Source organism: Kribbella sp. NPDC004536 (assembly GCF_042873835.1).
GTDB lineage: Bacteria > Actinomycetota > Actinomycetes > Propionibacteriales > Kribbellaceae > Kribbella.
Map to the genome: position 1 here is coordinate 492,121 of NZ_JBIALY010000003.1, position 20,425 is coordinate 512,545.

Consider the following 20,425-nt stretch of genomic DNA (forward strand, 5'->3'; position numbering starts at 1 on the left):
GGTCTGTCCATGCGAAACGTGGTGATCCTGGCGGGTGGTTCGGGGACGCGGCTGTGGCCGATGTCGCGAGACGACAGGCCGAAGCAGGTACTTCCGCTGGCCGCGGGCCAGTCGCTGCTGCGGGTGGCGTACAACCGGCTGCTCGGACTGGTCGATCCGGACAACATCTACGTCTGTACGGTCGGCGCGATCACGGACGTCGTCCGCAAGGAACTCCCCGAGCTCGGTCCGCACAACATCATCGGCGAACCCGCCCGGCGGGACACCGCGAACGCGATCGGTCTCGCCTCCGCGGTGGTCGCGCGGAACGACCCGGACGCGGTCGTCGCGTTCGTCGGCTCCGACCACCTGATCAGCCCCGAGCAGGAGTTCCGGGACGCGATCACGCAGGGCTTCGAGGTCGTCGAGGCGCGGCCGCGGTCCCTGGTCACGTTCGGCATCGAGCCGACCCACCCGCACACCGGCCTGGGCTACATCGAACGTGGTGCGGCGATCGAGGGTACGTCGGCGTACGTCGTGGACCGCTTCCGTGAGAAGCCCGACCGCGAGACCGCCGAGGAGTACCTGGCCACCGGGCGCTTCTGGTGGAACTCCGGGATGTTCGTGTGGCGCGCTTCGACCGTACTCAACGTCCTCGACACGCTCCTGCCGGAGTCGGCCGCCCGGCTGCGTGACGTCGCCGCCGTCTGGGACACCGCCGACCGCGAGCAGACCCTCGCCGAGGTCTACCCGAACCTCCGCAAGATCAGCATCGACTACGCCGTGATGGAACCGGCTTCCCAGGGCAAGGTCGACGCGGACGTGGTCGTCGTACCCATGCCCGTCCACTGGCTCGACGTCGGCTCGTGGGCGGCGCTGGCCGACACGTACACCGCCGACGGCAACGGCAACCGCACCGACAGCACCACCCTGAGCTGCCTACTCGACTCCCACGACAACATCATCGTCACCGACGACCCCGACCACCTGGTCGCCGCCGTCGGCCTCCGCAGCCACATCATCGTCCACACCCAGGACGTCACCATGGTCTGCCCACTCTCCGACGGCGAACGAGTCAAAGACCTGGTAGCCCAAGTCCAGTCGGACCACTCCAACTACATCTAAGGCAGTACGACCAAGCGTTTGCCGTGGAGGTCTGTTCGTTGCCAGGCGGCTTCGATGTCGGTCAGGGGGACGGTGAGTACGTCGAAGACGAGTTCGCCGGAGCGGGTCCAGTCGACCACCTGGCCGTACACGGACCCCATCGTTTCCGCGTTGAGACCTTTCGCGGCGCCGTAGATCTCGACGCCTGATGTGCGGAGGCTCTCGGCGGTGAGGGTGAGCTCTCGAGCGGCCGCCTCGCCTACCTGGACGAGGCGGGTCGGTTTCGGGAACGCGAACGTCGCCGGTACGAGCGTACGCAGCAGGATCTCCGTCGGGCGTCCCCACAGGAAGTCGAGCACCACGTCGTACGGTGCCGCGTCGGTGAACGCCTGCGCGAGCGCGTCGTCCTCGACCGCGGTGTTGATGACGGCGTCGGCGCCGAGGTCGCGTACCTCGCGGAGTTGTTCGTCGTCGCGCCCGGTCGCGACGATCCGCCCGGCTCCGAGCAGCCGCGCCACCTTGACCGCGAGCCGCCCCGCGACCCCGGTAGCGCCTTGGATCAGGACGGTTTCGCCGGGCGCGAGACCGCCGGCCGTTCTCATCGACATGGCGGTCACCGCAGTCGCCAGTACGGTCGCGTCCGCCGGATCGATCCCCTCCGGAATCGGGGCGTACGCGCCCGCACGCACCACGGTCTTCTCAGCGAGCGCGCCGTACGGCCGCCGAGGATTGCCGAACCCGACGACCGTACCGTCGGGCAACGTCCCGATGCCGTCGAACGCGGGGATCATCGGCAGCTCGGCCAGAAACTGCCCACTCGTGTAATGGGTCCCCGCGACGACCGCCTTGTCGACGTTCTCGACCGCGACGGCCGTCACGTCGATGATCACCTCACCGTCGCCGGCCACCGGATCCGGGAAGTCCTCGTACCGCGGAACGCCCCCGACCTCGTGCAGTACGGCGGCCTTCACCGCGACTCCTGACCGAACAGCGCGGCGATCCGCCGCTGCAGACCGACCAGAACCCGCGGCGGCTCGTCGTTGACCGGCCGGTGCTGTACGCCCGGGTTCGGCCGCGCCCGCCCGTGGCGCGCAGTGCCCTGGTGACCGGGTGTCTTCTCGGCGTGAGCGGCGACTCCCGGAACCCGGTGCGTCACGTAGTGCAGCAGTTCCCGCAGCAAGTGTGTGCGTGTCATTTCATCCTCCCGAAGCGAAGCTCTCTATCACTGATAGGGACAACTCTATCAGTGATAGAGTCAGAGCGGGAGGTATGCAGTGACCTTGGACCGACAGCGCATCGTCAGCGAGGCGCTAGCTCTGCTCGACGCCGAAGGCCTGGACGGCGTGACCCTGCGAAAGCTCGCCGCACGATTGGACGTACGGCAGCCCACGCTCTACTGGCACCTGCCCAACAAGGCCGCGCTGGTCACCGCGTTGGCCGAGGCGATCCTCGAGCAGGAGTTCAGCGAGCTGAAACCGCCGGCGGCCGACGAGCCCTGGCAGGACTGGCTGGCCGGACTGGCCGAACGCCTTCGCCGCGCTCTGCTGGCGCACCCGGACGGAGCCCGGGTGCTGTCGGCCTCTCAGCTCTCGGTGAAGATGGCCGACATCTCCGAGCTCGCGATGAGCACGCTGGCAGCACGCGGCATCCCGCTGCACCGCGCCCGGGTCATCGTCCTGACCGTCGAACGCTTCACCGTCGGTCACGTACTGGAAGAACAGGCTGCCCGGCCGACCCCCGACGACCTCGAAGACTTCGACATGCCCGCCTTCACCGAGCAGCATCCGACGGTCGTCCGTGCCATCACCGAGTACTTCCGCCCCGGCCGCACCGTGGACGACCTCTTCACCGAATGCCTGTCGATCGTCATCGCGGGTGCCACGAGCTGACGCAGAACGCCCCCGAGAGCTGCTGCTCTCGGGGGCGCGTTCTCAGGTGCTGGGGCTCAGCCGCCGTTCGGCTCCTGGGCGTCGGTGGCGGGGTACTTCTCCATGAAGTTCTTCAGGGCTTCGCCGCTCACGGAGTTGCAGAACTGGCGGTGGCCGAAGGACTTCTGGGTGGTCGGGTCGGCACCGCTCCAGTGCGCGAACGCGATGTTCTTGCCGTCCGGCCAGCCCTTGCCCTCGGACTGCTTGTACGGAGCCGCGATGAACTTGTTCAGCGAGCTCTCCGGGAGTTTCGACTTGGCGATCTTCTCGATCTTGTCGATCTCCTTCTTGGGCAGGGTGTCGCGGTACCACAGGATCGTGTACCCGTGCTCGAGGTTGTGCACGAGGTTCTCCACCGGCGGACGGTCGCCCATCGAGTAGAACTTCTTGCTGAACGGCGCCCAGACCGCGTAGTGCGGGCCGGAGGACGGCGGCGACACGGCGTACGCGATCTTCTCGCCGTCGGGGCGGTGGTCCTGGGTACCGCCGCCGTCGTCGTTGGTCGGCGTGTCGCAGGACGCCGCGGAGGCGGCGACGCCGAAGTCGGTGAGGGCCGCGTTCTTGGTCCGGGAGTCCTGGACCAGGCGGATCGCCGGGTAGGCGATGATCGCCAGGCCGACCACGATCGCACCGACCACGATCATGATGGTGCGGCGGCGGTCCCCGGCGGCCTGCTCGCGCTGCATCTTCTCGATCATTTCGCGGCGCGACTGTTTCTGCGACGACGCTTTACCCACAGTGTTTGGTCTTCCCGGAAGGGGCGGCCACCGCGCCGCCGTGCGATGGCAGTGTACGAGGTGACCCTAAGAAGTTGCCCAGAAAACTATCTCGAACGGGACCCGAACGTGACCGTCGCCGCACTTCCCGGCCCCGGCCGCACCGCCACGCCGTAACCCTCGGCGTGCAGCAGTACGGCGATCCGCTCGGCGACCATGCCGACGGCCACCGGCTCCGCACCCGACACGGTGACGGCCCCGTCACCCACCTCGAGCGAGACCCCGTCGAGCTTCAGCTCCGCGAAAACCTCCGGGTCCACGGGCCGCGGTCCGTCGGGAGCCTTCCGGGACAGTACGGCCGCCAGCGCCGCCTCGCGCGTCCCGAGGCTGAACATGTCGAACTCCGCGTCCCGGACCAGCGCCCGCGCCCCCGGACCGTCCTCGCCCACGGGCAGCACCACATCCTCGAGGCCACGCAGCACCGCGACCGGTACGCCGTCGGCCTTGCCCTTCACCAGCTCACTCGCACTCGCGATCTCGTCCGCGAGCGCGGGCTCGGTGACGGCGAGTACGTTCCCGTGGCTGTCGGTCGTACCGCGCAGGTCCTCGACCACGCGGACACCGGCGGCGCCGATCGCGAGGTCGGTCTGCCCGTTCCGCCACGGACGGCCGAGCGTGTCCGTGACGACGATGCCGACGTTCACGTCGTACCGCTCCTTCAAGGCTGCCCGCAGCGAACGCGCGGACGCGTCCGGGTCGACCGGCAGCAGCAGGACCGTGCCCGGCGCGGTGTTCGACGTGTCCGTGCCCGCCGCGGCCATCACCAGACCGTGCCGGGTCTGCACGATCCGGGTGTCGCCGCGCTGGGCGACCACCCGGACGAGCTCGGCGTCGACCGCCTCGCGGCGGGTGCCGTACGTGAGCCGGCCCTCCGCCTTGCTGACGATCTTGGACGTCACCGACACGACGTCGCCGTCGCGCAGGTCGGTGCCGTCCGCGATCAGCGCGGCCAGGTCCGCACCGGCCGCCACCTCGGGCAGTCCGGTCACCGGGAAGATCTCCAGGTGCTTCCTCATCGCCGTACGGCCTCCGCGAGGGTCAGTGCCGCGTCAGCCATCGCGGCGGTCGTGGTCTCGTCCGTCATCCACAACGGCACCGCCTGGACGTGAATTCCGGCGCCGGCGATCGAATCGGCCTGGATCGCGTCCGAGCTGTCGATCAACCAGCCGTCGAGGACGCCGCCCGACGTCCGGGACCCGTAGTACCGCGCGACCGCCGACGCCGTCGACGCGACGCCGACCGCGGCGAGCACCTTGTCGGCCATCCCGCGGACCGGCCCGGTACCGATGATCGGCGACAACCCGATCACCGGCGCGGAGGTCTCCCGGACCGCCTCCCGGATCCCCGGTACGCCGAGGATCGTGCCGACCGAGACCACCGGGTTGGACGGCGGGATGATCAGTACGTCGCAGTCCGCGATCGCGTCGAGGACACCGGGTGCGGGCTTGGCCTTGTCCTGGCCGACGGCAACGATCTGGTGCGCCGGGATCGCGGCCTGGTGGCGGACCCAGTACTCCTGGAAATGAATGGCCTTGCGGCGGCCGGGCTGCTCCGGGTCGTCGACCACGACGTGGGTCTCGATCCGGTCGTCGCTCATCGGCAGCAGCCGCACCGGGAGCTTCCAGCGCGCGCAGAGCGCCTCGGTCACCGCGGTGAGGCTGTAGCCGGCGTCCAGCATCTGGGTCCGAACGAGGTGGGTCGCCACGTCCTTGTCGCCCAGCCCGAACCAGGTGGGCTCCACGCCGTACGCCGCGAGCTCCTCCTTGATCACCCAGGTCTCGTCCTCGCGGCCCCACTTGCGCTCCTCCGAGATGCCGCCACCGAGGGTGTACATGACGGTGTCGAGGTCGGGGCAGACCCGCAGGCCGAACAGGGTGATGTCGTCCGCGGTGTTCCCGACGACGGTGATCTCGGCGTCCGGACGGGCCTTGATCAGGCCGCGCAGGAAGGCGGAGCCGCCGATCCCGCCGGCCAGGACGGTGACACGCTCGGGGCGTCGTTCAGGCAATCGCATGGGAAGAGTCTGCCCGAGTCGTCAATGCGTCGGCCCACCGCACGACTATGCTGCACTGCGTCATCAGATCCGCACAGCTCAGTTGTACGGCCCCCCAACATCCGAGGAGCCCCTCGTGGTCACCGACGCAACCAAGAAGCTCAGAGAGCCGGTCGCGTACATCCTGCTCGCATTCACCGGTCTGCTCGCAGTGGCAGCGCTGTTCCAGTTGTTCGTCGGCGGGATCGGCTTCGTGGCCGCGTCCGCGGGCGTGCACAGCATCATCGTCCCGCCGTCCGTCACCACGATCGCGCTGCTCCCGGCGCTGGTGGGCGCGGTCTGGCTGGTGAACGAGGGTGACCGGACGCCGAACGCCCGGATCGTCACGCTGGCTGCGCTCGTCGTCACCGGTCTCTTCCTGCTGATCGGCCTGATCGCCACGTTCGCGCAGTTCAACGGCGGCGGCACGGCCGGCGAGAAGATCGTCGGGTTCATCGCCTCGCTCGGTGGCCTCGCGCTGTACGGCGGTGTCGGTCTGTACGCACTGAAGACGTTCCAGGCGCTGCCCGCGCCGGTGAAGGTCCCGAAGCCGGGTCAGTTCCAGCAGCAGGGCCAGCACGGCGCCCAGGGGCAGTACGGCGGCCAGCAGGGCTACGGCCAGCAGGGCTACGGTCAGCAGGGCTACGGCCAGCCGGAGCAGCAGGCGCAGTACGGCGGCCAGTACGACCAGGGTCAGCAGTACGGCGGCTATGCGGCGGCCGGTGCCGCCGGCGGTTACGCGGCGGGTCAGGGCGACCAGCAGCAGTGGCCGCAGGAGCAGAGCTGGGGCCAGGGCGAGCAGCAGCAGGCCTGGTCGGCCGGCGAGGCCGAGGCTCAGCAGCACGCTGCCGGTCAGCACTCCGCACAGCACGCCGGTCAGCAGGAGCAGGCGTGGCCTGCTGAGGGTCAGGCCGCTGCCGAGCCGACCCAGGCCTGGGGTGGCGACAACCAGCAGCAGTGGGGCGGTCAGGAGCAGGCACAGCAGTGGCCGCAGGAGCCGCAGCAGCAGTGGGGTGTCCCGGACGCAGGTCAGCAGCAGTGGGGCGGCCAGGAGTACGGCCAGCAGCCCCAGGCAGGCCAGGAGTGGGGCCAGCAGGAGCAGGGCGCTGCCGAGGGCACCCACGAGCAGGCAGACGCCCAGCAGCCGCAGCAGCAGGCCTGGCCGCAGGAGCAGTCCTGGCCGGCCGAGGACAAGCCCGCAGCCGAGCAGCCGGCTGCCGCCGATCCTTCGCAGCCTGCACCGCAGGCCGAGTCTGCCGACGAGACCCGCGTCGACCCGCGCGTCGACGCCGACAAGAACGACCCGAACCAGCAGGGCCAGGGTCAGCAGGGCTGGTGGTCCCAGCCTTCCTGATCACACAGTGATCGAGGACGGCAAGCCTTTGCCGACCAGTGGGGAAATTTCCCTTCAGCGCAAGGTTTGAGGCCGGGTACCCGGCACGAGAGGCCTGTATCCACAGGCCTCTCGTTCTTTTGCGGCCGTGTTGCGGATGATCCCAATAGCAGAGCGCGGCTTGACTTTCGTGCATTGCAGGAATGTAATTTCAACCGTGTCGTTCGTTAGGACACTCGGTATCGGGGACCGTTGCAGAGCGCAGGACGGACGAGGTCAGGCATGTGGACCGCAAACCCACATGTACAGGGGAACGAACAGGGTCGAGGAGGTCGTACCGTGACAGAGCTGATGGCGATTGTCGACGGTGAGGCGATCGAGGAGGAGCCGAACTGGCAGGAACGGGCGCTGTGCGCCCAGACCGATCCAGAGGCTTTCTTCCCGGAGAAGGGCGGTTCCACCCGCGAGGCCAAGAAGGTGTGCCTCGGCTGCGACGTCCGGGGCGAATGCCTCGAGTACGCGCTGCAGAACGACGAACGCTTCGGTATCTGGGGCGGTCTGTCGGAGCGGGAGCGCCGCAAACTGAAGAAGAAGGCCGTCTGAGCGGCGGCTGAGGACAACAGCAACAGCAGAGACTTCCGCGAGGCCCTGGACGATCACTCGTCCGGGGTCCGCGGCTTTTCCACAGCTGGAGCCCACGGCTTTCCGGACACTCCGATGGCGGCTGTATGGTGAGTCCTCGCCGGGACCTGCGGTCACGGTGACCGTCCGCAAGCATCGAGGTGTCACAGCTCCGCATGGAACAAGAAGCTCCGGCCGGCTGGGAATTCTTCGACTCCGTCGACTTCCCGACCGATCACACTGGTGGCCACATGCGCCGTCCGCGGGTTCGGCATGTCGTCACCGCGGTGGTGGTCGGGCATGAGGGCGCGGCCTGGCTGCCGCGCCTGTCCGAGTCGCTGTGGGCGCTGAACCCACGTCCGGACCGGCTGATCGCGGTCGACACCGGATCCACCGACGAGACCGCCGAACTGCTGGCCGCGATGCCGGGCGTCGAGCCCGTCGTCAGCGTGTCCGCCCGCACCGGGTTCGGGACGGCGGTCGCCCGTGGTCTGGAAACCCACGGTTTCGCATCGATCCCGAGCGCCGTCGGCCCGTACGGGGACGATGGCGACATGCCGGTCGTGGAGTGGTTGTGGCTGCTGCACGACGACTGCGCGCCGGCCCCGAAGGCGCTGGAGAAATTGTTGCTCCAGGCCACTATCTCGCCGGCGACCGGGGTCTGGGGTCCGAAGCTGCGGCTCTGGCCGCGGGACCGCGAGCTGCTCGAGGTCGGTGTCACCACGTCGCTCGGCGGCCGCCGCGACACCGGTATCGAGAACGGTGAGCTCGACCAGGGCCAGCACGACCAGCCGCGGAACGTGCTCGCGGTCAGCTCGGCCGGCATGCTGGTCCGCCGCGATGTCTGGGAGTCGCTGCACGGGTTCGACCCGCGGCTGCCGATGTTCCGCGACGACATCGACTTCGGCTGGCGGGCCAGCCGGGCCGGCTTCCAGGTCGGCGTCGCGCCGGACGCGGTCGTCTACCACGCGCAGGCCGCGGCCACCGGTGAGCGGGCGCTGGCCGGCACCCGGCGGCACGCGTACCAGCTCGACCGTGCGCATGCGTACTACACCGTGCTCGCCAACGCACCCGGCAAGCTGCTGCCGCTGCTGATCCTGCGGTTCCTGTTCGGCACCGTGCTGCGGTCGATCTGGTTCGTCGTCGGCAAGACGCCGTCCGGCGCGGTCGACGAATGGACCGCGCTGCTCGGCACGCTCCTGGCCGGCGGCTGGACCACCGCGCGGAAGAACCGCCGCAATCTCAACCAGGTTCCGTACGACGACATCAAGGGCCTGTTCTCCCGGTCCGTGCACGCACTGCGGCACAACCTGGAGGAGACGACCAGCACGATCTCGGAGCGGATCCGGGAGGCGTGGGCAGACGAGCCCGAGGAGCAGGTCGTCACCACGGCTCGCCGGGCCAAGTCCACGGCGCGCGTCGCGGTCGACCAGCCCAGGTGGCGCCGGCAGCTGATCCGGCGGCCGTTCCTGGTCGCCTGGGTGGTGCTCGCGCTCGGTGCGTTCGTGGCCGCGCGAGACCTGATCGGCGGCGGCGCACTGCGGTCGCACCTGCTGCTGCCGGCGCAGGAGAACCTCGCGGCCCTGTGGCATGCCGCGGCGTCCGCTCCGCCCGGTGTCACCCCGCCTGCGTGGCTGGGGCAGATGTGGGCGTTCTCGACGGTCATGTTCGGTCCGGGCGGCGCGACGAACATCCTGCTGCTCGGCGCGGTGCCGCTCGCGGGTCTTGCCGCGTGGGCGTTGCTGCGTGCGTTCGTGGTCGACCGGGTGGCGCGTGCCTGGGGCGCTTCGGCGTACGGGCTGGCCGTCTTCACGAACGGCGCGATCTCGCAGGGCCGGCTGGGCACGTGTGTGGCGGCGATCGTGCTGCCGTTGCTCGGTGCCGCCGTCCACACCGTCGCCCGGCGGCGGCGCGTGGTCGTCCAGGGCAGTTGGCGGGCCGCGTGGTTCGCCGGGATCTGCCTGGCGGTGCTGTTCGCGTTCACGCCGGCGCTCGGCCTGCTGATCGCGGTCATTCTCGTTCTCGGCGCGGTGCTCGGCCTCGGCTGGCGGCGGCAGGGGCGCCAGTTGGTGTTCTCGGTGGTGCTCGGTCTGCTGCTGGTGCTGCCGTGGACGATCGACCTGATCCAGCACCCGTCGAAGCTCGGCCAGGAGGCGGGCGGTCCGCCGACCGCCGCGGTCGGCCCGGGTGACAGCCTTCCGCACCTGCTGACCGGTACGCCGATCGGCGCGCCGACGCCGTGGTGGTTCGCCGTACCGCTGATCCTGGTGGCACTGGTCGGACTGCTGCGCGAGTCGCGCCAGCGGTACGAACTGCTCGGCTGGTTCGCCGCGCTGGCCGGTCTGGCCGGGACGCTGGTCGCGACCCGGCTCGGTGGCGGCGCCGGTCCGTTGATGTTCCTGATGACGGCCGGCTGGATCATCTCGGTCACGGTCGCCTGGGACTCGGTCGGGAAGTCCCGCGAGCTCCTCGTCCAGGGTGTGCTCGGGATCGCGCTGGTCACGACGATCGTGACCGCGGGCTTCTGGCTGGTCCGCGGGACCGACGGCCCGTTGTGGCGCGGCCCGGCCCAGGACCTCCCGGCGTACCTGGTCTCTTCGCAGGATCCGCCGGACAACCAGTCGATCCTGGTCGTCCGCAAGGCGCCGGGCGGGCAGATGCGGTTCTCGCTGGTGAAGGACGGCGGGCCGCGGATGGGTTCGCTCGAGGCGGCGCCGACACCGGCCCAGACCAAGCCGATCACCGACGTCCTGGCGACGCTCGGCGGCGGTGGCAGCGGTGAGGAAGGGCGGCAGCTGGCCGGTCTCGCGATCGACTACGTGTACCTGCCCGGCCCGGTGGACCCGACGCTGCAGTCGACGCTCGACTCGCTGCCCGGTCTGACCCGCGCGAGTGCGAACGATGGTGACGCGTCCTGGCTGGTGGACCGGTCGAAGATCGAGGGCAGGACGCCGGTCGTCGACCAGACGCATTCGCTGTGGCGCATCCTCGGCCTGATCGGCTGGATCATCGCGCTGATCTTCTGCCTGCCGACGGTCCGCCGTACCGTCGCCGTACCGCAAGGAACCCACGCGAGGAGGGACCCGCGGTGAGCCGGTTGCTGTCCGACCCGCGTCTCCGGATCGGCGCCGTCGTCGCGGCCATGGCCGTACTGGCCGGCCTCGGCGTGATCACGCACCCGGGGAAGGCCGACACCCGCGTCGAGGCGGCCACCACGGAGCCGACGCGGGCGATCGTGAACCGTACGGCGCTCGCCTGCCCGGTGCTGTCCGCGAGCGGCAAGATGACCAGTGTCGTGAACGCGGTCGCCCCGACCCTGCCGGACGGTACGCCGACCGCCGCGGGCGCGGCCCAACCGCTGTCGATCGCGCCGTTGCCGGCCACCGCCAACCCGGTCGGATCGTTGCTGAAGCGCGGCACGATCGGTTCGAGTCCCGTCGCGACCAACCCGGTGCCGTTGTCGATCCAGGGCACCGGACCGCTGGCCGCCGGGACCGTCGGTACGAGTACGGCGACCGCACCGGACGGCGAGGTCAACCGCGGCATGGCGAGCGTTCCGTGCCAGCTGCCGGGATCGGACTTCTGGTTCGTCGGAGCGTCCGGGGCGAGCGATCGGCGCGACGTGCTGGTGCTGACGAACCTGGACAGCCTCAACGCCGAGGTGAACGTCAGCGTGTACTCGCGGGCCGGCGCCGCCGACCTGCCTGCCGCGCGCGGCATCGTGGTCCCGGCGCGCGGCACGTCGGAGCTGTTCCTGCGGCAGATCGCGCCGAACCTGCGCGACATCGCGCTGCACGTCGAGTCGACCGGCGGCCGGGTCGCCGCCGCGGTCCGGTCGAACGCGTCGAGCGCGGGCAAGCCGCTCGGCGTCGACTGGCTGAACCAGTCGTCGGCACCGGCCACGATGTCGTTCGTCCCGGCCGTCGCGCCGGGCAAGGGCGGCCGGATTCTCTCGATCGCGAACCCGACCGACCTGCAGGCGACCGTCGGCCTGACGATCAACGGACCGAACGGGCCGTTCAAGCCGGCCGGCCTGGAGACCGTGACGGTCGACGCCGGGGCGGTGAAGTCGGTCGCGCTCGACAAGGTGCTGAACGGCGACCCGAGCGCGATCACGCTGACGTCCGACCAGCCGGTGACCGCGGCGATGCGGGCCACCGACGCGAGCCAGACCGAGTTCTCGTCGATCGGGTCCGCCGACGCGCTGGCCGGCCCGGCATACCTCGTACTGCCTGCCCATCGGCAGCCGGTGGTGCTGCAGGTGACGGCACCGGGGAAGACCGCGAGCGTGAAGTTCGAGCTGCGCGACGCGGTCGGCCGGGCGCTGGTCACCCGCGCGCTGGACATCGTCAACGGTGCGACCACGCCGATCTCGTTCCCGGCGCAGCCCCGGGCGACGTACCTGATGGTCCAGCAGACACGCGGAACGGTCGTTGCGGGCGTCACGCTGATGCCGGCGGCCAAGCCCTCGAAGGACGACGTACCCCAGGTGGCCGCCTGGCCGCTCTCGACGTCGCTGGTCTTCCGCGCCCAGCTGGGCGCCCAACCTGACGTCAGCGCGGCCCTGCGTTAACCCTCGCTGGTGTTCGCGCCGGGGTCCTGCAGCATGCGCAGGTGGCCTCGGCGGGCTACCTCGACCGGGGCACCCGGGGTGCCGGCGCGGGGTTCGCCGCGCGGGGGGAGCGGGCGGGCTGCCTCGCGGACCGCGTTGGCCAGCGCCTCGAGGTCGTCCGACGACGGGCCGGCCGCGGCCGGGTCGGGAGCGAGCCGGATGACCTCCCACCCGTTCGGCGCGGTGAGGCGGTCGGCGTGGTCGGCGCAGAGGTCGTAGCAGTGCGGTTCGGCGTACGTGGCCAGCGGACCGAGGACGCAGGTCGAGTCGGCGTACACGTAGGTGAGCGTCGATACGGCAGGCTTCTGACATCCGGCGCGCGAACAGATCCTGGCGATGCTCACGGACAGACGTTACCCCCACTAGGCTGAGCGTGTGACCGAGGCTCGCCGTCATCGCAGGCACATCGACCGCCACGGCCGCGGCATGCTCGGCCCGATCAGCCGGCCGAGCAAGTTCGCGCCGCGGGGTCTGCCGCTGCAGCGGTCGCTCGCGGCCTCGTTCGACGAGGTGGTCGCGATCGAGGTGACCCGGCTGGAGAAGCGGCTGCCGCAGGTGGTCGCCCGGGTCGAGTTCGCGATCGAGGACGTCCCGAACCTGGACCTCGACGCGACCGAGATCCCGCTCACCCACGCCACCGGCGGTACGTCCCACGAGCCGTACCGGATCGTGGTGTTCCGCCGCCCGATCGAGCTCCGCGCCGAACGGTCCGGCAGCAGCCTGTCCTGGCTGGTCCGCTCCGCCCTCGTACTGGAGCTGGCCGACGTACTGGCGCTCTCCCCCGAGCAGATCGACCCCGACTTCGACCCCGAAGGCGACTGACCCCGTTACCTGTCTGTTAGAACAAGCGGGTTGACCGGTGTTGAAACCTGTTCCGTAGTGTGGGAAGCGGTTGTGTCCTTCGTTGTCATCGGGAGAGGATCGTGAGTGTGAACGATCAAAAACTGCGGGTCGGGGTCGTTGGACTGGGTTTCGCCGGGCGCACCGCGCTGGAGGCGTTCTCCGAGCTGCCGGACGTCGAGGTGATCGCGCTGGCCGGTCTGGAGAAGGACACGCTGACCAGCCTGGGCGAGAAGCACGGCGTACCGCATCTGTACGAGAAGTGGGAGGACCTGCTCGAGACCCCGGGGCTGGACGCGGTCAGCATCGGTACGCCGACGCAGCTGCACGCCCCGATCGCGCTGGCCGCACTCGGCAAGGGCCTGCACGTACTGTCCGAGAAGCCGCTGGCCCGGACGGTCGCCGAGGGCACCGCGATGGTCGAGGCCTCGAAGCAGGCCGGGCGGGTGCTGAAGGTCGTGTTCAACCACCGCGAGCGCGGTGACGTCGCGGCGCTCAAGCACCAGATCGACGAAGGCCAGCTCGGCCGGATCTACTACGCGAAGGCGCACTGGATGCGCCGCAACGGCATCCCCGGGATGGGCGGCTGGTTCACCAACCGGGAGCTGTCCGGCGGCGGGCCGCTGATCGACCTCGGCGTGCACATCCTCGACATGGCGCTGCACCTGATGGGTGAGCCGGAGATCAGCACGGTGTCCGCGGACACCTTCGCCGAGCTCGGCCCGCGCGGCAAGGGCAGCGCGAGTACGCCGGACCGCCCGACCGTCGACACCCTCGGCTCGAAGTTCGAGGTCGAGGACCTGGCGACCGCGTACCTGCGGCTGAAGGGCGGCGGCGCGCTGCAGCTGGAGACCAGCTGGGCGACGTTCCGGGCGCCCGGCGACAACTTCGGCATCGAGCTGTTCGGTACCGAGGGCGGCGCGAAGATCGAGGTGCAGAACTACACCACCACCGACACGCTGCGGATCTTCACCGACGTGGCCGGCGTACCGGCCGAGGTGAAGCCGGCCACCGGCGCCGGGCTCGGGCACCGCGCGGTCGTGCGGGAGTTCGTGCGGATCGTGCGGAGCGGTGAGTGGGAAGGCCAGAACGGGTCCGAGGCGCTGCTGCGGACCGAGATCATCGACGCCTGCTACGCCTCGGCGAAGGCGGGACGAGAGGTTGTACTCCATGCCTAGAACAACTCAGGGTCCGATCCGCGTCACGGTGTGGGGCGAGAACGTCCACGAGAGCCGCGACGAGACCGTCCGCAAGATCTACCCCGACACCATGCACGAGACGATCGCGGCGGCGCTGCGCGACAAGCTCGGCGCCGAGGTGGTCGTTCGTACCGCCACGCTGCAGGACCCGGAGCACGGGCTGACCGAGGAGGTGCTCGCGGACACCGACGTACTCACCTGGTGGGGGCACGCCGCCCACGGCGACGTCGACGACGCGGTCGTCGAGCGGGTCCAGCAGCACGTACTGTCCGGGATGGGCCTGATCGCGCTGCACTCGGCGCACTTCTCGAAGATCTTCATCAAGCTGATGGGTACGACGTGCTCGCTGGACTGGCGCGCCGAGAACGACCGTGAGCTGATCTGGACGGTCGCGGCCGGGCACCCGATCGCGCAGGGTGTCCCGCACCCGTTGGTGATCGAGCGCGAGGAGATGTACGGCGAGCTGTTCGACATCCCGCAGCCGGACGAGCTGGTCTTCGTCAGCTCGTTCTCCGGCGGCGAGGTGTTCCGTTCGGGCTGCTGCTACCGCCGCGGTCAGGGCCGGGTCTTCTACTTCCGCCCCGGCGACCAGGAGTACCCGACGTACCACCAGCCGGAGGTCCAGCAGATCATCGCCAACGCGGCGAAGTGGGCCGCTCCGGTGGTCCCGCGCCAGCTCCCGACCGTGCACCACCGCGGCACACCGGGCTGGTTCGAGAAGGCCTGAGCTGCACGCTGGTCGGTGGGCCGGATAGGGTCCGTGCATGGTTGATGTTGCGGGGATCTTCAAGGCTTACGACGTGCGCGGGGTCGTGCCCGAGCAGCTGGACGAGTCGGTCGCCCGGGCCACCGGTGCCGCGTTCGTCGAGGTGCTGGACGTGCTCGCGGGTCCCGGCGCCGTGGTGATCGGGTACGACATGCGCCCGTCCAGCCCGGCGCTGGCGGCCGCGTTCGCCGAAGGGGTCGCCTCCACCGGCGCGGACGTGATCGACATCGGCCTGGCGTCCACCGACCAGCTGTACTTCGCGTCCGGGCGGCTCGACCTGCCCGGCGCGATGTTCACCGCGAGCCACAACCCGGCGCGGTACAACGGCATCAAGCTGTGCCGCGCCGGCGCCGCCCCGGTCGGTAACGACTCGGGCCTGCGCGACATCGCGGACCTGGTCGCGAAGGCCCTGACCGAGCCGTCGGCGACCGGCTCGACCCGCGGTCACGTCACCCACAAGGACCTGCTCACCGCGTACGCCGACCACCTGCACGACCTGGTCGACCTGAGCGGCATCCGCCCACTGACCGTGGTCGTCGACGCCGGCAACGGCATGGGTGGCCACACCGTACCGGCCGTGTTCGCGGACGGGCCGGTGACGATCGTGCCGATGTACTTCGAGCTGGACGGCAACTTCCCGAACCACGAGGCGAACCCACTGGACCCGAAGAACCTGGTCGACCTGCAGGCCAAGGTCCGCGAGGTGGGTGCCGACCTCGGCCTCGCGTTCGACGGCGACGCCGACCGCTGCTTCGTGGTGGACGAGAAGGGCGACCCGATCTCGCCGAGCGCGATCACCGCCGCGGTGGCCGTCCGCGAGCTGGCCAAGCACCCGGGCGCGACGATCCTGCACAACCTGATCACGTCCAGGGCGGTCCCGGAGCTGATCGCCGAGCACGGCGGCGTCCCGGTCCGGACCCGGGTCGGGCACTCGAACATCAAGCAGAAGATGGCCGAGACCGACGCGGTGTTCGGTGGCGAGCACTCCGCGCACTACTACTTCCGCGACTTCTGGCGTGCCGACACCGGCATGCTGGCCGCGCTGTACGTGCTGGCGGCGCTCGGCGAGCAGGACGGGCCGGCCAGCGAGCTGTTCGCGGAGTACGAGCGGTACGTCGCCTCCGGCGAGATCAACAACACGGTCGCGGACGCGGCGGCGACCGTCGCGGCGATCGAGGACACCTATTCTGGCGTCGAGGGCGTGACCGTCGACCGGCTGGACGGGTTGACGGTGTCGGCGGGACAGTGGTGGTTCAACGTCCGTGCGTCGAACACGGAGCCGTTGCTGCGGCTGAACGTCGAGGCCGCGGACACCGCCGGCATGGAACGCGTCCGCGACGAAGTACTGGCCCTGATCACCGGTTCGAGGGAGAACTGAATGGCAGTCAATCTGGACCCGGACCTGCTGAGCATCCTGGTCTGCCCGAAGTGCCGCTCGGAGTTCCGGGTGGACGACGAGGCGAACGAGCTGATCTGCACCAACGCGGGCTGCGCGCTGGCCTACCCGGTCCGTGACGACATCCCGGTCCTGCTGATCGACGAGGCGCGGGACACCCGCGCGGAGACCGAGCCCGCGAGTAGCTCGTGAACGAGCGAAGCGAGTTCACCATCAAGCACAGCGTGCCTCGTGCCTCATCCGCGCCCGGAGCGAAGCGAGGACGTGGATGAGCTTCTTTGATGACACGCGGCTGGATGATCCGGCCGCTCTGCAGGCGGCGGACCACTTGCTGCGGCGGCTGGCGATGGCCGGTGCCCGGGTCCGTGCCGAGCTGGAAGCGTCCGAGGACGTGCTGTCCGGCCTGACCTCGGACGGGTTCCGGCCGCGGGCCGTGGTCGCCGCCGGCCGGGACGCCCGCCTGGTGCGCGCCGTACTCGAACCGGTCTGCCCGGTCCCGTTCCTCGCTTGGCCCGGTCCCGGCCTGCCCGGTTGGGCCGGTCCGCTCGACCTGGTCGTCGTACTGGGCGGTGCCACCGAGGACCCGGACGCGGTCTCGGCGGCCGGTGAAGCCGTACGCCGGGGTTGCGGGCTGATGGTCGCGGCTCCGGAGGACTCGCCGGTGGCGATCGCGTCCGCGGGACTGCGGCACGCGATCCGGCTGCCGTCGCAGTCCGACGACCAGCTCGCGTCCGCGGTTGCCGTCCTGCAGGCGCTGCACCAGATGGATCTCGGACCGGAGGTCGACCACAAGGCCGTCGCGTCGATGCTGGACGACGTGGCGATCGAGTGTTCGCCCAACCAGGACGTCTCGTCCAACCCGGCCAAGGATCTCGCGCTGGTGCTCGCCGACGCGTTGCCGCTGGTCTGGGGCGGTTCGGTGCTCGCGGCTCGGGCCGCGCGACGGGTGGTCGAGGCGCTCCGGCTGGCGAGTGGCCGGCCGGCGCTCGCCGCCGACGCGGGACACCTGCTGCCGGTACTCAACCAGCCGCCGCGGGACCTGTTCGCGGACCCGTTCGACAAGCCGGAGGAGCTGCGGCCCGCGCTGGTCGTACTGGACGACGGCACGGAGGACGGCGGCGTCGCGGAACACCGGCGCAAGCTGGAGCAGAAGGCGCAGGCGCACGACGTCCGGGTGTACACGGTGACCCAGGCGAACGGTACGGACATCGCCCGGTACGCCGCCCTGACCCAGCACGGCCGGTACGCCGCGGCGTACCTCGGCCTCGGTCTCGGCCGGTACGGTACGGCGGCGGCGGACGACCCCTCGGAGCCGGGCATCCCGTCGGAGGACCCGGCGTGGTAGTCCCGCTGCAGAACACGATCCGCGACTACGCGTGGGGTTCGCCGACCGCGCTGCCGAAGCTGCTCGGCGTCGAGCCGACCGGCAAGCCACAGGCGGAAATGTGGATGGGCGCGCACGAGTCCGCGCCGTCGGTGCTGCCGTCCGGGGACACCTTGTACGACGTGGTGTCGTTCGACCCGGCGGCGGTGCTGGGGGAGGAGACGGCCGAGCGGTTCGACGGCCGGTTCCCGTTCCTGGCGAAGCTGCTCGCGGCGGCGCGGCCGCTGTCGATCCAGGCACATCCCTCGCGGGAGCAGGCGATCGACGGGTACCAGCGGGACGAGGCGGCGGGCATCCCGCGCGACGCCGCGGACCGGAACTACAAGGACGCCTGGCCGAAGCCGGAGATCCTGATCGCGCTCGAACCGTTCGACGCACTGGTCGGTTTCCGGCCGCTCGACCGGACCGTCGCATTGCTGGATGCGCTCAAGGTAGTTGGCTTCGAGGAACTCGCCGACCTGCTGCGGGACGGCAAGCTGCGCGAGGCGTTCACCGATTTCATGAGCCGCGACCGGGACGCGATCCGTCCACTCGTCGCTGCTCTCGGCGCGGCTGTCGCTCGGGGAGCTGAGGGTTTCGAGCTCGAGTGCGAGACGCTCGGCAAGTTGTGCGCGGACTTCCCGGACGACCCCGGGGTGCTCGCGGCGCTGTTGCTGAATCGCGTGCGCCTGCAGCGGTTCGACGCGGTGTACCTGCCGGCCGGCAACGTGCACGCGTACCTGAACGGCCTCGGCTTCGAGGTGATGGCGAACTCGGACAACGTGCTGCGCGGCGGCCTCACACCCAAGCACATCGACGTACCGGAACTCGTCTCGGTGGTGGACTTCGAGCCGCTCGCCGACCCGGTACTGACCGCGACGGCCGACGGGGTGTACGAGACCGGGTGCGAGTACTTCGCCGTCCGCCGGGTCGACCTGGACGGCGACGAGCGGACCGTGGACGGCGTCGGCCCGCGGATCGTCTGCTGCGTCGACGGAACTGTGGATGCCGCAGGCAAAGAATCTGCTGTGACGTTGTCCGCGGGTCAGTCGGCGTTCGCCGCGGGACCCGAAGGACCCTGTATCTTGCGTGGTTCCGGCACGGCGTTCGTCGTGTCCGCACGCTAATCCGGAGGATCTGAACAACCATGGCTGGTGGCGGGAACAAGGCCGTTGTCGCGGCTTTGCTGGCGAACGCAGGGATCGCGGTCACCAAGTTCGCCGCCTGGGCGCTGACCCAGTCGGCCTCGATGCTGGCCGAGGCGATCCACTCGACGGCCGACTGCGGCAACCAGGTGCTGCTGCTGGTCGGCAGCAAGCGGGCCAAGCGGGCGGCCGACGAACTGCACCAGTTCGGATTCGGCCGCGAGCGGTACGTCTACTCGTTCATCGTGTCGATCGTGCTGTTCAGCGTCGGCGGTCTGTTCGCGCTGTACGAGGGGTACCACAAGGTCCACGACCCGCACGGGATCGACAGCTGGAAGTGGGTCCCGGTCGTCGTGCTGCTGCTCGCGATCACGATGGAGAGCTTCTCGTTCCGGACCGCGATCGTCGAGGCGAACAAGATCCGCGGGTCGGTGTCCTGGGTGCGGTTCGTCCGGAACGCCCGTGCACCGGAGTTGCCGGTGATCCTGCTCGAGGACTTCGCGGCGCTCACCGGCCTGGTGCTGGCGCTGCTCGGCGTCGTCCTGACGCTTGCCACCGGCAACGGTGTGTTCGACGGCCTGGGTTCGATGGCGATCGGCGCGCTGCTGGTCTGTGTCGCGATCTTCCTGGCGATCGAGATGAAGTCGCTGCTGCTCGGCGAGTCCGCGACCCGCGAGTCGCAGGCGCGGATCGTCGCCGCGATCGAGAACACCCCGGGCGTCCAGCGGCTGATCCACATCAAGACGCTGCACCTCGGCCCGGAGGAGGTGCTGGTCGCCGCCAAGCTTGGCGTCGAGCCGACCACCGACGCGGCCGTGGTCGCGGAGACCATCGACGCCGCCGAACGCGCGATCCGCGCCGCCGAGCCGATATCGGTGCACATCTACCTCGAACCCGACGTCTACGTCGAGAACCACGTCACCGACCCCCGCCCCACCGTCCCCGAGGCCCCGTCCCACTAACGAGGTCTGGGTGGGAGGACGCCGGAGCGGCCGAGCCAGCGGAGGGCGCGGTTGCGGTCGATCTCGGCTTGGGTGGGCGGTGCGGTGAGGCGGCCGGTGCGGTAGCCGAGGTTGCGGATGTCCGCGGCGACGGACGGTTCGGCCAGCGCCCGCAGCGCGAACGCGAGCGCCGCCGGCGTCACGTCGTACCGGCGTTCGAGATCCAGTGCGAGTTGTACGGCGGCCAGGTCGCGGTCGTCGTACTGACGCTGCGCGGTGTGCTCGGACCGCGAGCGCGGCAGCAGCCCGAGCGCCTCCCGGTAGCGCAGCATGCGCGGAGTGGTACCCAGTTGGCGAGCGGCCTCGGTGATGCGCATAGCATCAATCCTG

General features: G+C 70.1%; 21 protein-coding genes. 14 read left to right on the plus strand and 7 right to left on the minus strand.

The features are described from left to right. Nucleotides 1-9 precede the first annotated feature (9 nt). Entirely contained in the window at nucleotides 10-1,104 is a 1,095-nt protein-coding gene (locus ACFYRU_RS27545) for a mannose-1-phosphate guanylyltransferase (RefSeq protein WP_387663580.1), read from the plus strand. Here ACFYRU_RS27545 and ACFYRU_RS27550 read toward each other — a convergent pair. Next, entirely contained in the window at nucleotides 1,101-2,054 is a 954-nt protein-coding gene (locus tag ACFYRU_RS27550; protein ID WP_387663582.1) for a zinc-binding alcohol dehydrogenase family protein, read from the minus strand. The two genes, ACFYRU_RS27545 and ACFYRU_RS27550, sit on opposite strands and share 4 nt — an antisense overlap. Further along, nucleotides 2,051-2,278: a hypothetical protein gene (locus ACFYRU_RS27555; protein WP_387663584.1), complete on the minus strand. Its 228-nt coding sequence runs from the start codon at nucleotides 2,276-2,278 to the stop codon at nucleotides 2,051-2,053. The genes ACFYRU_RS27550 and ACFYRU_RS27555 overlap by 4 nt, the downstream gene beginning before the upstream one ends. 79 nt (nucleotides 2,279-2,357) lie before the next feature. On the opposite strand from ACFYRU_RS27555, the gene ACFYRU_RS27560 reads away from it, so the two are divergent. Continuing rightward, a complete protein-coding gene (locus tag ACFYRU_RS27560; RefSeq protein ID WP_387663586.1) occupies nucleotides 2,358-2,972 on the plus strand; it encodes a TetR/AcrR family transcriptional regulator C-terminal domain-containing protein in 615 nt (204 codons plus the stop codon). Nucleotides 2,973-3,028: 56 nt separating this feature from the next. Here the strand turns inward: ACFYRU_RS27560 and ACFYRU_RS27565 are convergent, their stop codons facing one another. From ACFYRU_RS27565 to cofD, 3 genes are all read right to left on the minus strand, one after another. Further along, complete coding sequence (locus ACFYRU_RS27565) at nucleotides 3,029-3,709, minus strand: DUF3105 domain-containing protein (RefSeq protein ID WP_387663588.1); 681 nt, start codon at nucleotides 3,707-3,709, stop codon at nucleotides 3,029-3,031. 125 nt (nucleotides 3,710-3,834) lie between these two features. Continuing rightward, the gene (locus tag ACFYRU_RS27570; protein WP_387663590.1) at nucleotides 3,835-4,803 is read right to left on the minus strand and encodes a coenzyme F420-0:L-glutamate ligase; all 969 of its coding nucleotides are present in this window, start codon (nucleotides 4,801-4,803) and stop codon (nucleotides 3,835-3,837) included. Next, nucleotides 4,800-5,801, minus strand: coding sequence for a 2-phospho-L-lactate transferase (gene cofD, locus ACFYRU_RS27575; RefSeq protein ID WP_387663592.1), 1,002 nt, complete (start codon nucleotides 5,799-5,801; stop codon nucleotides 4,800-4,802). The genes ACFYRU_RS27570 and cofD overlap by 4 nt, the downstream gene beginning before the upstream one ends. 115 nt (nucleotides 5,802-5,916) lie before the next feature. Here cofD and ACFYRU_RS27580 point away from each other — a divergent pair, with 115 nt between their 5' ends. The 4 genes from ACFYRU_RS27580 to ACFYRU_RS27595 all read left to right on the plus strand — a co-directional run bounded on the left by ACFYRU_RS27580 (nucleotide 5,917) and on the right by ACFYRU_RS27595 (nucleotide 12,346). Beyond that, the gene (locus ACFYRU_RS27580; protein ID WP_387663594.1) at nucleotides 5,917-7,173 is read left to right on the plus strand and encodes a hypothetical protein; all 1,257 of its coding nucleotides are present in this window, start codon (nucleotides 5,917-5,919) and stop codon (nucleotides 7,171-7,173) included. 330 nt (nucleotides 7,174-7,503) lie between these two features. Beyond that, a complete protein-coding gene (locus ACFYRU_RS27585; protein WP_020389877.1) occupies nucleotides 7,504-7,755 on the plus strand; it encodes a WhiB family transcriptional regulator in 252 nt (83 codons plus the stop codon). A 194-nt stretch (nucleotides 7,756-7,949) separates the two neighbouring features. Further along, nucleotides 7,950-10,865, plus strand: coding sequence for a glycosyltransferase (locus ACFYRU_RS27590; RefSeq protein ID WP_387663596.1), 2,916 nt, complete (start codon nucleotides 7,950-7,952; stop codon nucleotides 10,863-10,865). Continuing rightward, nucleotides 10,862-12,346, plus strand: coding sequence for a DUF5719 family protein (locus tag ACFYRU_RS27595; protein ID WP_387663598.1), 1,485 nt, complete (start codon nucleotides 10,862-10,864; stop codon nucleotides 12,344-12,346). The genes ACFYRU_RS27590 and ACFYRU_RS27595 overlap by 4 nt, the downstream gene beginning before the upstream one ends. On the opposite strand, the gene ACFYRU_RS27600 is transcribed toward ACFYRU_RS27595, so the two are convergent. Continuing rightward, on the minus strand, nucleotides 12,343-12,729 hold the full coding sequence (locus tag ACFYRU_RS27600) for a DUF3499 domain-containing protein (RefSeq protein ID WP_387663600.1): 387 nt from the start codon (nucleotides 12,727-12,729) through the stop codon (nucleotides 12,343-12,345). The genes ACFYRU_RS27595 and ACFYRU_RS27600 overlap by 4 nt on opposite strands. Nucleotides 12,730-12,760: 31 nt before the next feature. On the opposite strand from ACFYRU_RS27600, the gene ACFYRU_RS27605 reads away from it, so the two are divergent. The 8 genes from ACFYRU_RS27605 (at nucleotide 12,761) to ACFYRU_RS27640 (ending at nucleotide 20,056) form a co-directional block, all read left to right on the plus strand. Then, a complete protein-coding gene (locus tag ACFYRU_RS27605; protein WP_387663602.1) occupies nucleotides 12,761-13,207 on the plus strand; it encodes a metallopeptidase family protein in 447 nt (148 codons plus the stop codon). A 101-nt stretch (nucleotides 13,208-13,308) separates the two neighbouring features. Beyond that, nucleotides 13,309-14,403 (plus strand): Gfo/Idh/MocA family protein, encoded by a 1,095-nt coding sequence (locus tag ACFYRU_RS27610; protein WP_387663604.1) that lies wholly within the window; start codon nucleotides 13,309-13,311, stop codon nucleotides 14,401-14,403. Beyond that, nucleotides 14,396-15,151 carry a ThuA domain-containing protein gene (locus tag ACFYRU_RS27615; protein ID WP_387663606.1) on the plus strand — a complete coding sequence of 252 codons (756 nt, stop codon included), beginning with the start codon at nucleotides 14,396-14,398 and terminating at the stop codon, nucleotides 15,149-15,151. Before ACFYRU_RS27610 ends, ACFYRU_RS27615 begins: the two co-directional genes overlap by 8 nt. 37 nt (nucleotides 15,152-15,188) lie before the next feature. Further along, nucleotides 15,189-16,568 (plus strand): phosphomannomutase/phosphoglucomutase, encoded by a 1,380-nt coding sequence (locus ACFYRU_RS27620; RefSeq protein ID WP_387663608.1) that lies wholly within the window; start codon nucleotides 15,189-15,191, stop codon nucleotides 16,566-16,568. Next, nucleotides 16,569-16,778 carry a Trm112 family protein gene (locus ACFYRU_RS27625; RefSeq protein WP_387663610.1) on the plus strand — a complete coding sequence of 70 codons (210 nt, stop codon included), beginning with the start codon at nucleotides 16,569-16,571 and terminating at the stop codon, nucleotides 16,776-16,778. It abuts the gene before it with no gap. A gap of 76 nt (nucleotides 16,779-16,854) precedes the next feature. Next, entirely contained in the window at nucleotides 16,855-17,931 is a 1,077-nt protein-coding gene (locus ACFYRU_RS27630) for an SIS domain-containing protein (protein WP_387663612.1), read from the plus strand. Further along, complete coding sequence (gene manA / locus ACFYRU_RS27635; protein WP_387663614.1) at nucleotides 17,925-19,076, plus strand: mannose-6-phosphate isomerase, class I; 1,152 nt, start codon at nucleotides 17,925-17,927, stop codon at nucleotides 19,074-19,076. The genes ACFYRU_RS27630 and manA overlap by 7 nt, the downstream gene beginning before the upstream one ends. 20 nt (nucleotides 19,077-19,096) lie before the next feature. Next, nucleotides 19,097-20,056: a cation diffusion facilitator family transporter gene (locus ACFYRU_RS27640; RefSeq protein ID WP_387663616.1), complete on the plus strand. Its 960-nt coding sequence runs from the start codon at nucleotides 19,097-19,099 to the stop codon at nucleotides 20,054-20,056. On the opposite strand, the gene ACFYRU_RS27645 is transcribed toward ACFYRU_RS27640, so the two are convergent. After that, on the minus strand, nucleotides 20,053-20,412 hold the full coding sequence (locus ACFYRU_RS27645) for a MerR family transcriptional regulator (protein ID WP_387663618.1): 360 nt from the start codon (nucleotides 20,410-20,412) through the stop codon (nucleotides 20,053-20,055). The two genes, ACFYRU_RS27640 and ACFYRU_RS27645, sit on opposite strands and share 4 nt — an antisense overlap. Nucleotides 20,413-20,425 lie beyond the last annotated feature (13 nt).

Excerpts from the sequence above, each read along its gene's own strand:
- ACFYRU_RS27645 (WP_387663618.1), bottom strand. The coding sequence starts at position 20,412 with ATGCGCATCACCGAGGCCGCTCGCCAACTGGGTACCACTCCGCGCATG.
- ACFYRU_RS27570 (WP_387663590.1), bottom strand. The coding sequence starts at position 4,803 with ATGAGGAAGCACCTGGAGATCTTCCCGGTGACCGGACTGCCCGAGGTG.
- ACFYRU_RS27565 (WP_387663588.1), bottom strand. The coding sequence starts at position 3,709 with ATGATCGAGAAGATGCAGCGCGAGCAGGCCGCCGGGGACCGCCGCCGC.
- cofD (WP_387663592.1), bottom strand. The coding sequence starts at position 5,801 with ATGCGATTGCCTGAACGACGCCCCGAGCGTGTCACCGTCCTGGCCGGC.
- ACFYRU_RS27555 (WP_387663584.1), bottom strand. The coding sequence starts at position 2,278 with ATGACACGCACACACTTGCTGCGGGAACTGCTGCACTACGTGACGCAC.
- ACFYRU_RS27625 (WP_387663610.1), top strand. The coding sequence starts at position 16,569 with ATGGCAGTCAATCTGGACCCGGACCTGCTGAGCATCCTGGTCTGCCCG.
- ACFYRU_RS27615 (WP_387663606.1), top strand. The coding sequence starts at position 14,396 with ATGCCTAGAACAACTCAGGGTCCGATCCGCGTCACGGTGTGGGGCGAG.
- ACFYRU_RS27590 (WP_387663596.1), top strand. The coding sequence starts at position 7,950 with ATGGAACAAGAAGCTCCGGCCGGCTGGGAATTCTTCGACTCCGTCGAC.
- ACFYRU_RS27545 (WP_387663580.1), top strand. The coding sequence starts at position 10 with ATGCGAAACGTGGTGATCCTGGCGGGTGGTTCGGGGACGCGGCTGTGG.
- ACFYRU_RS27585 (WP_020389877.1), top strand. The coding sequence starts at position 7,504 with ATGGCGATTGTCGACGGTGAGGCGATCGAGGAGGAGCCGAACTGGCAG.
- ACFYRU_RS27620 (WP_387663608.1), top strand. The coding sequence starts at position 15,189 with ATGGTTGATGTTGCGGGGATCTTCAAGGCTTACGACGTGCGCGGGGTC.
- ACFYRU_RS27640 (WP_387663616.1), top strand. The coding sequence starts at position 19,097 with ATGGCTGGTGGCGGGAACAAGGCCGTTGTCGCGGCTTTGCTGGCGAAC.
- ACFYRU_RS27630 (WP_387663612.1), top strand. The coding sequence starts at position 16,855 with ATGAGCTTCTTTGATGACACGCGGCTGGATGATCCGGCCGCTCTGCAG.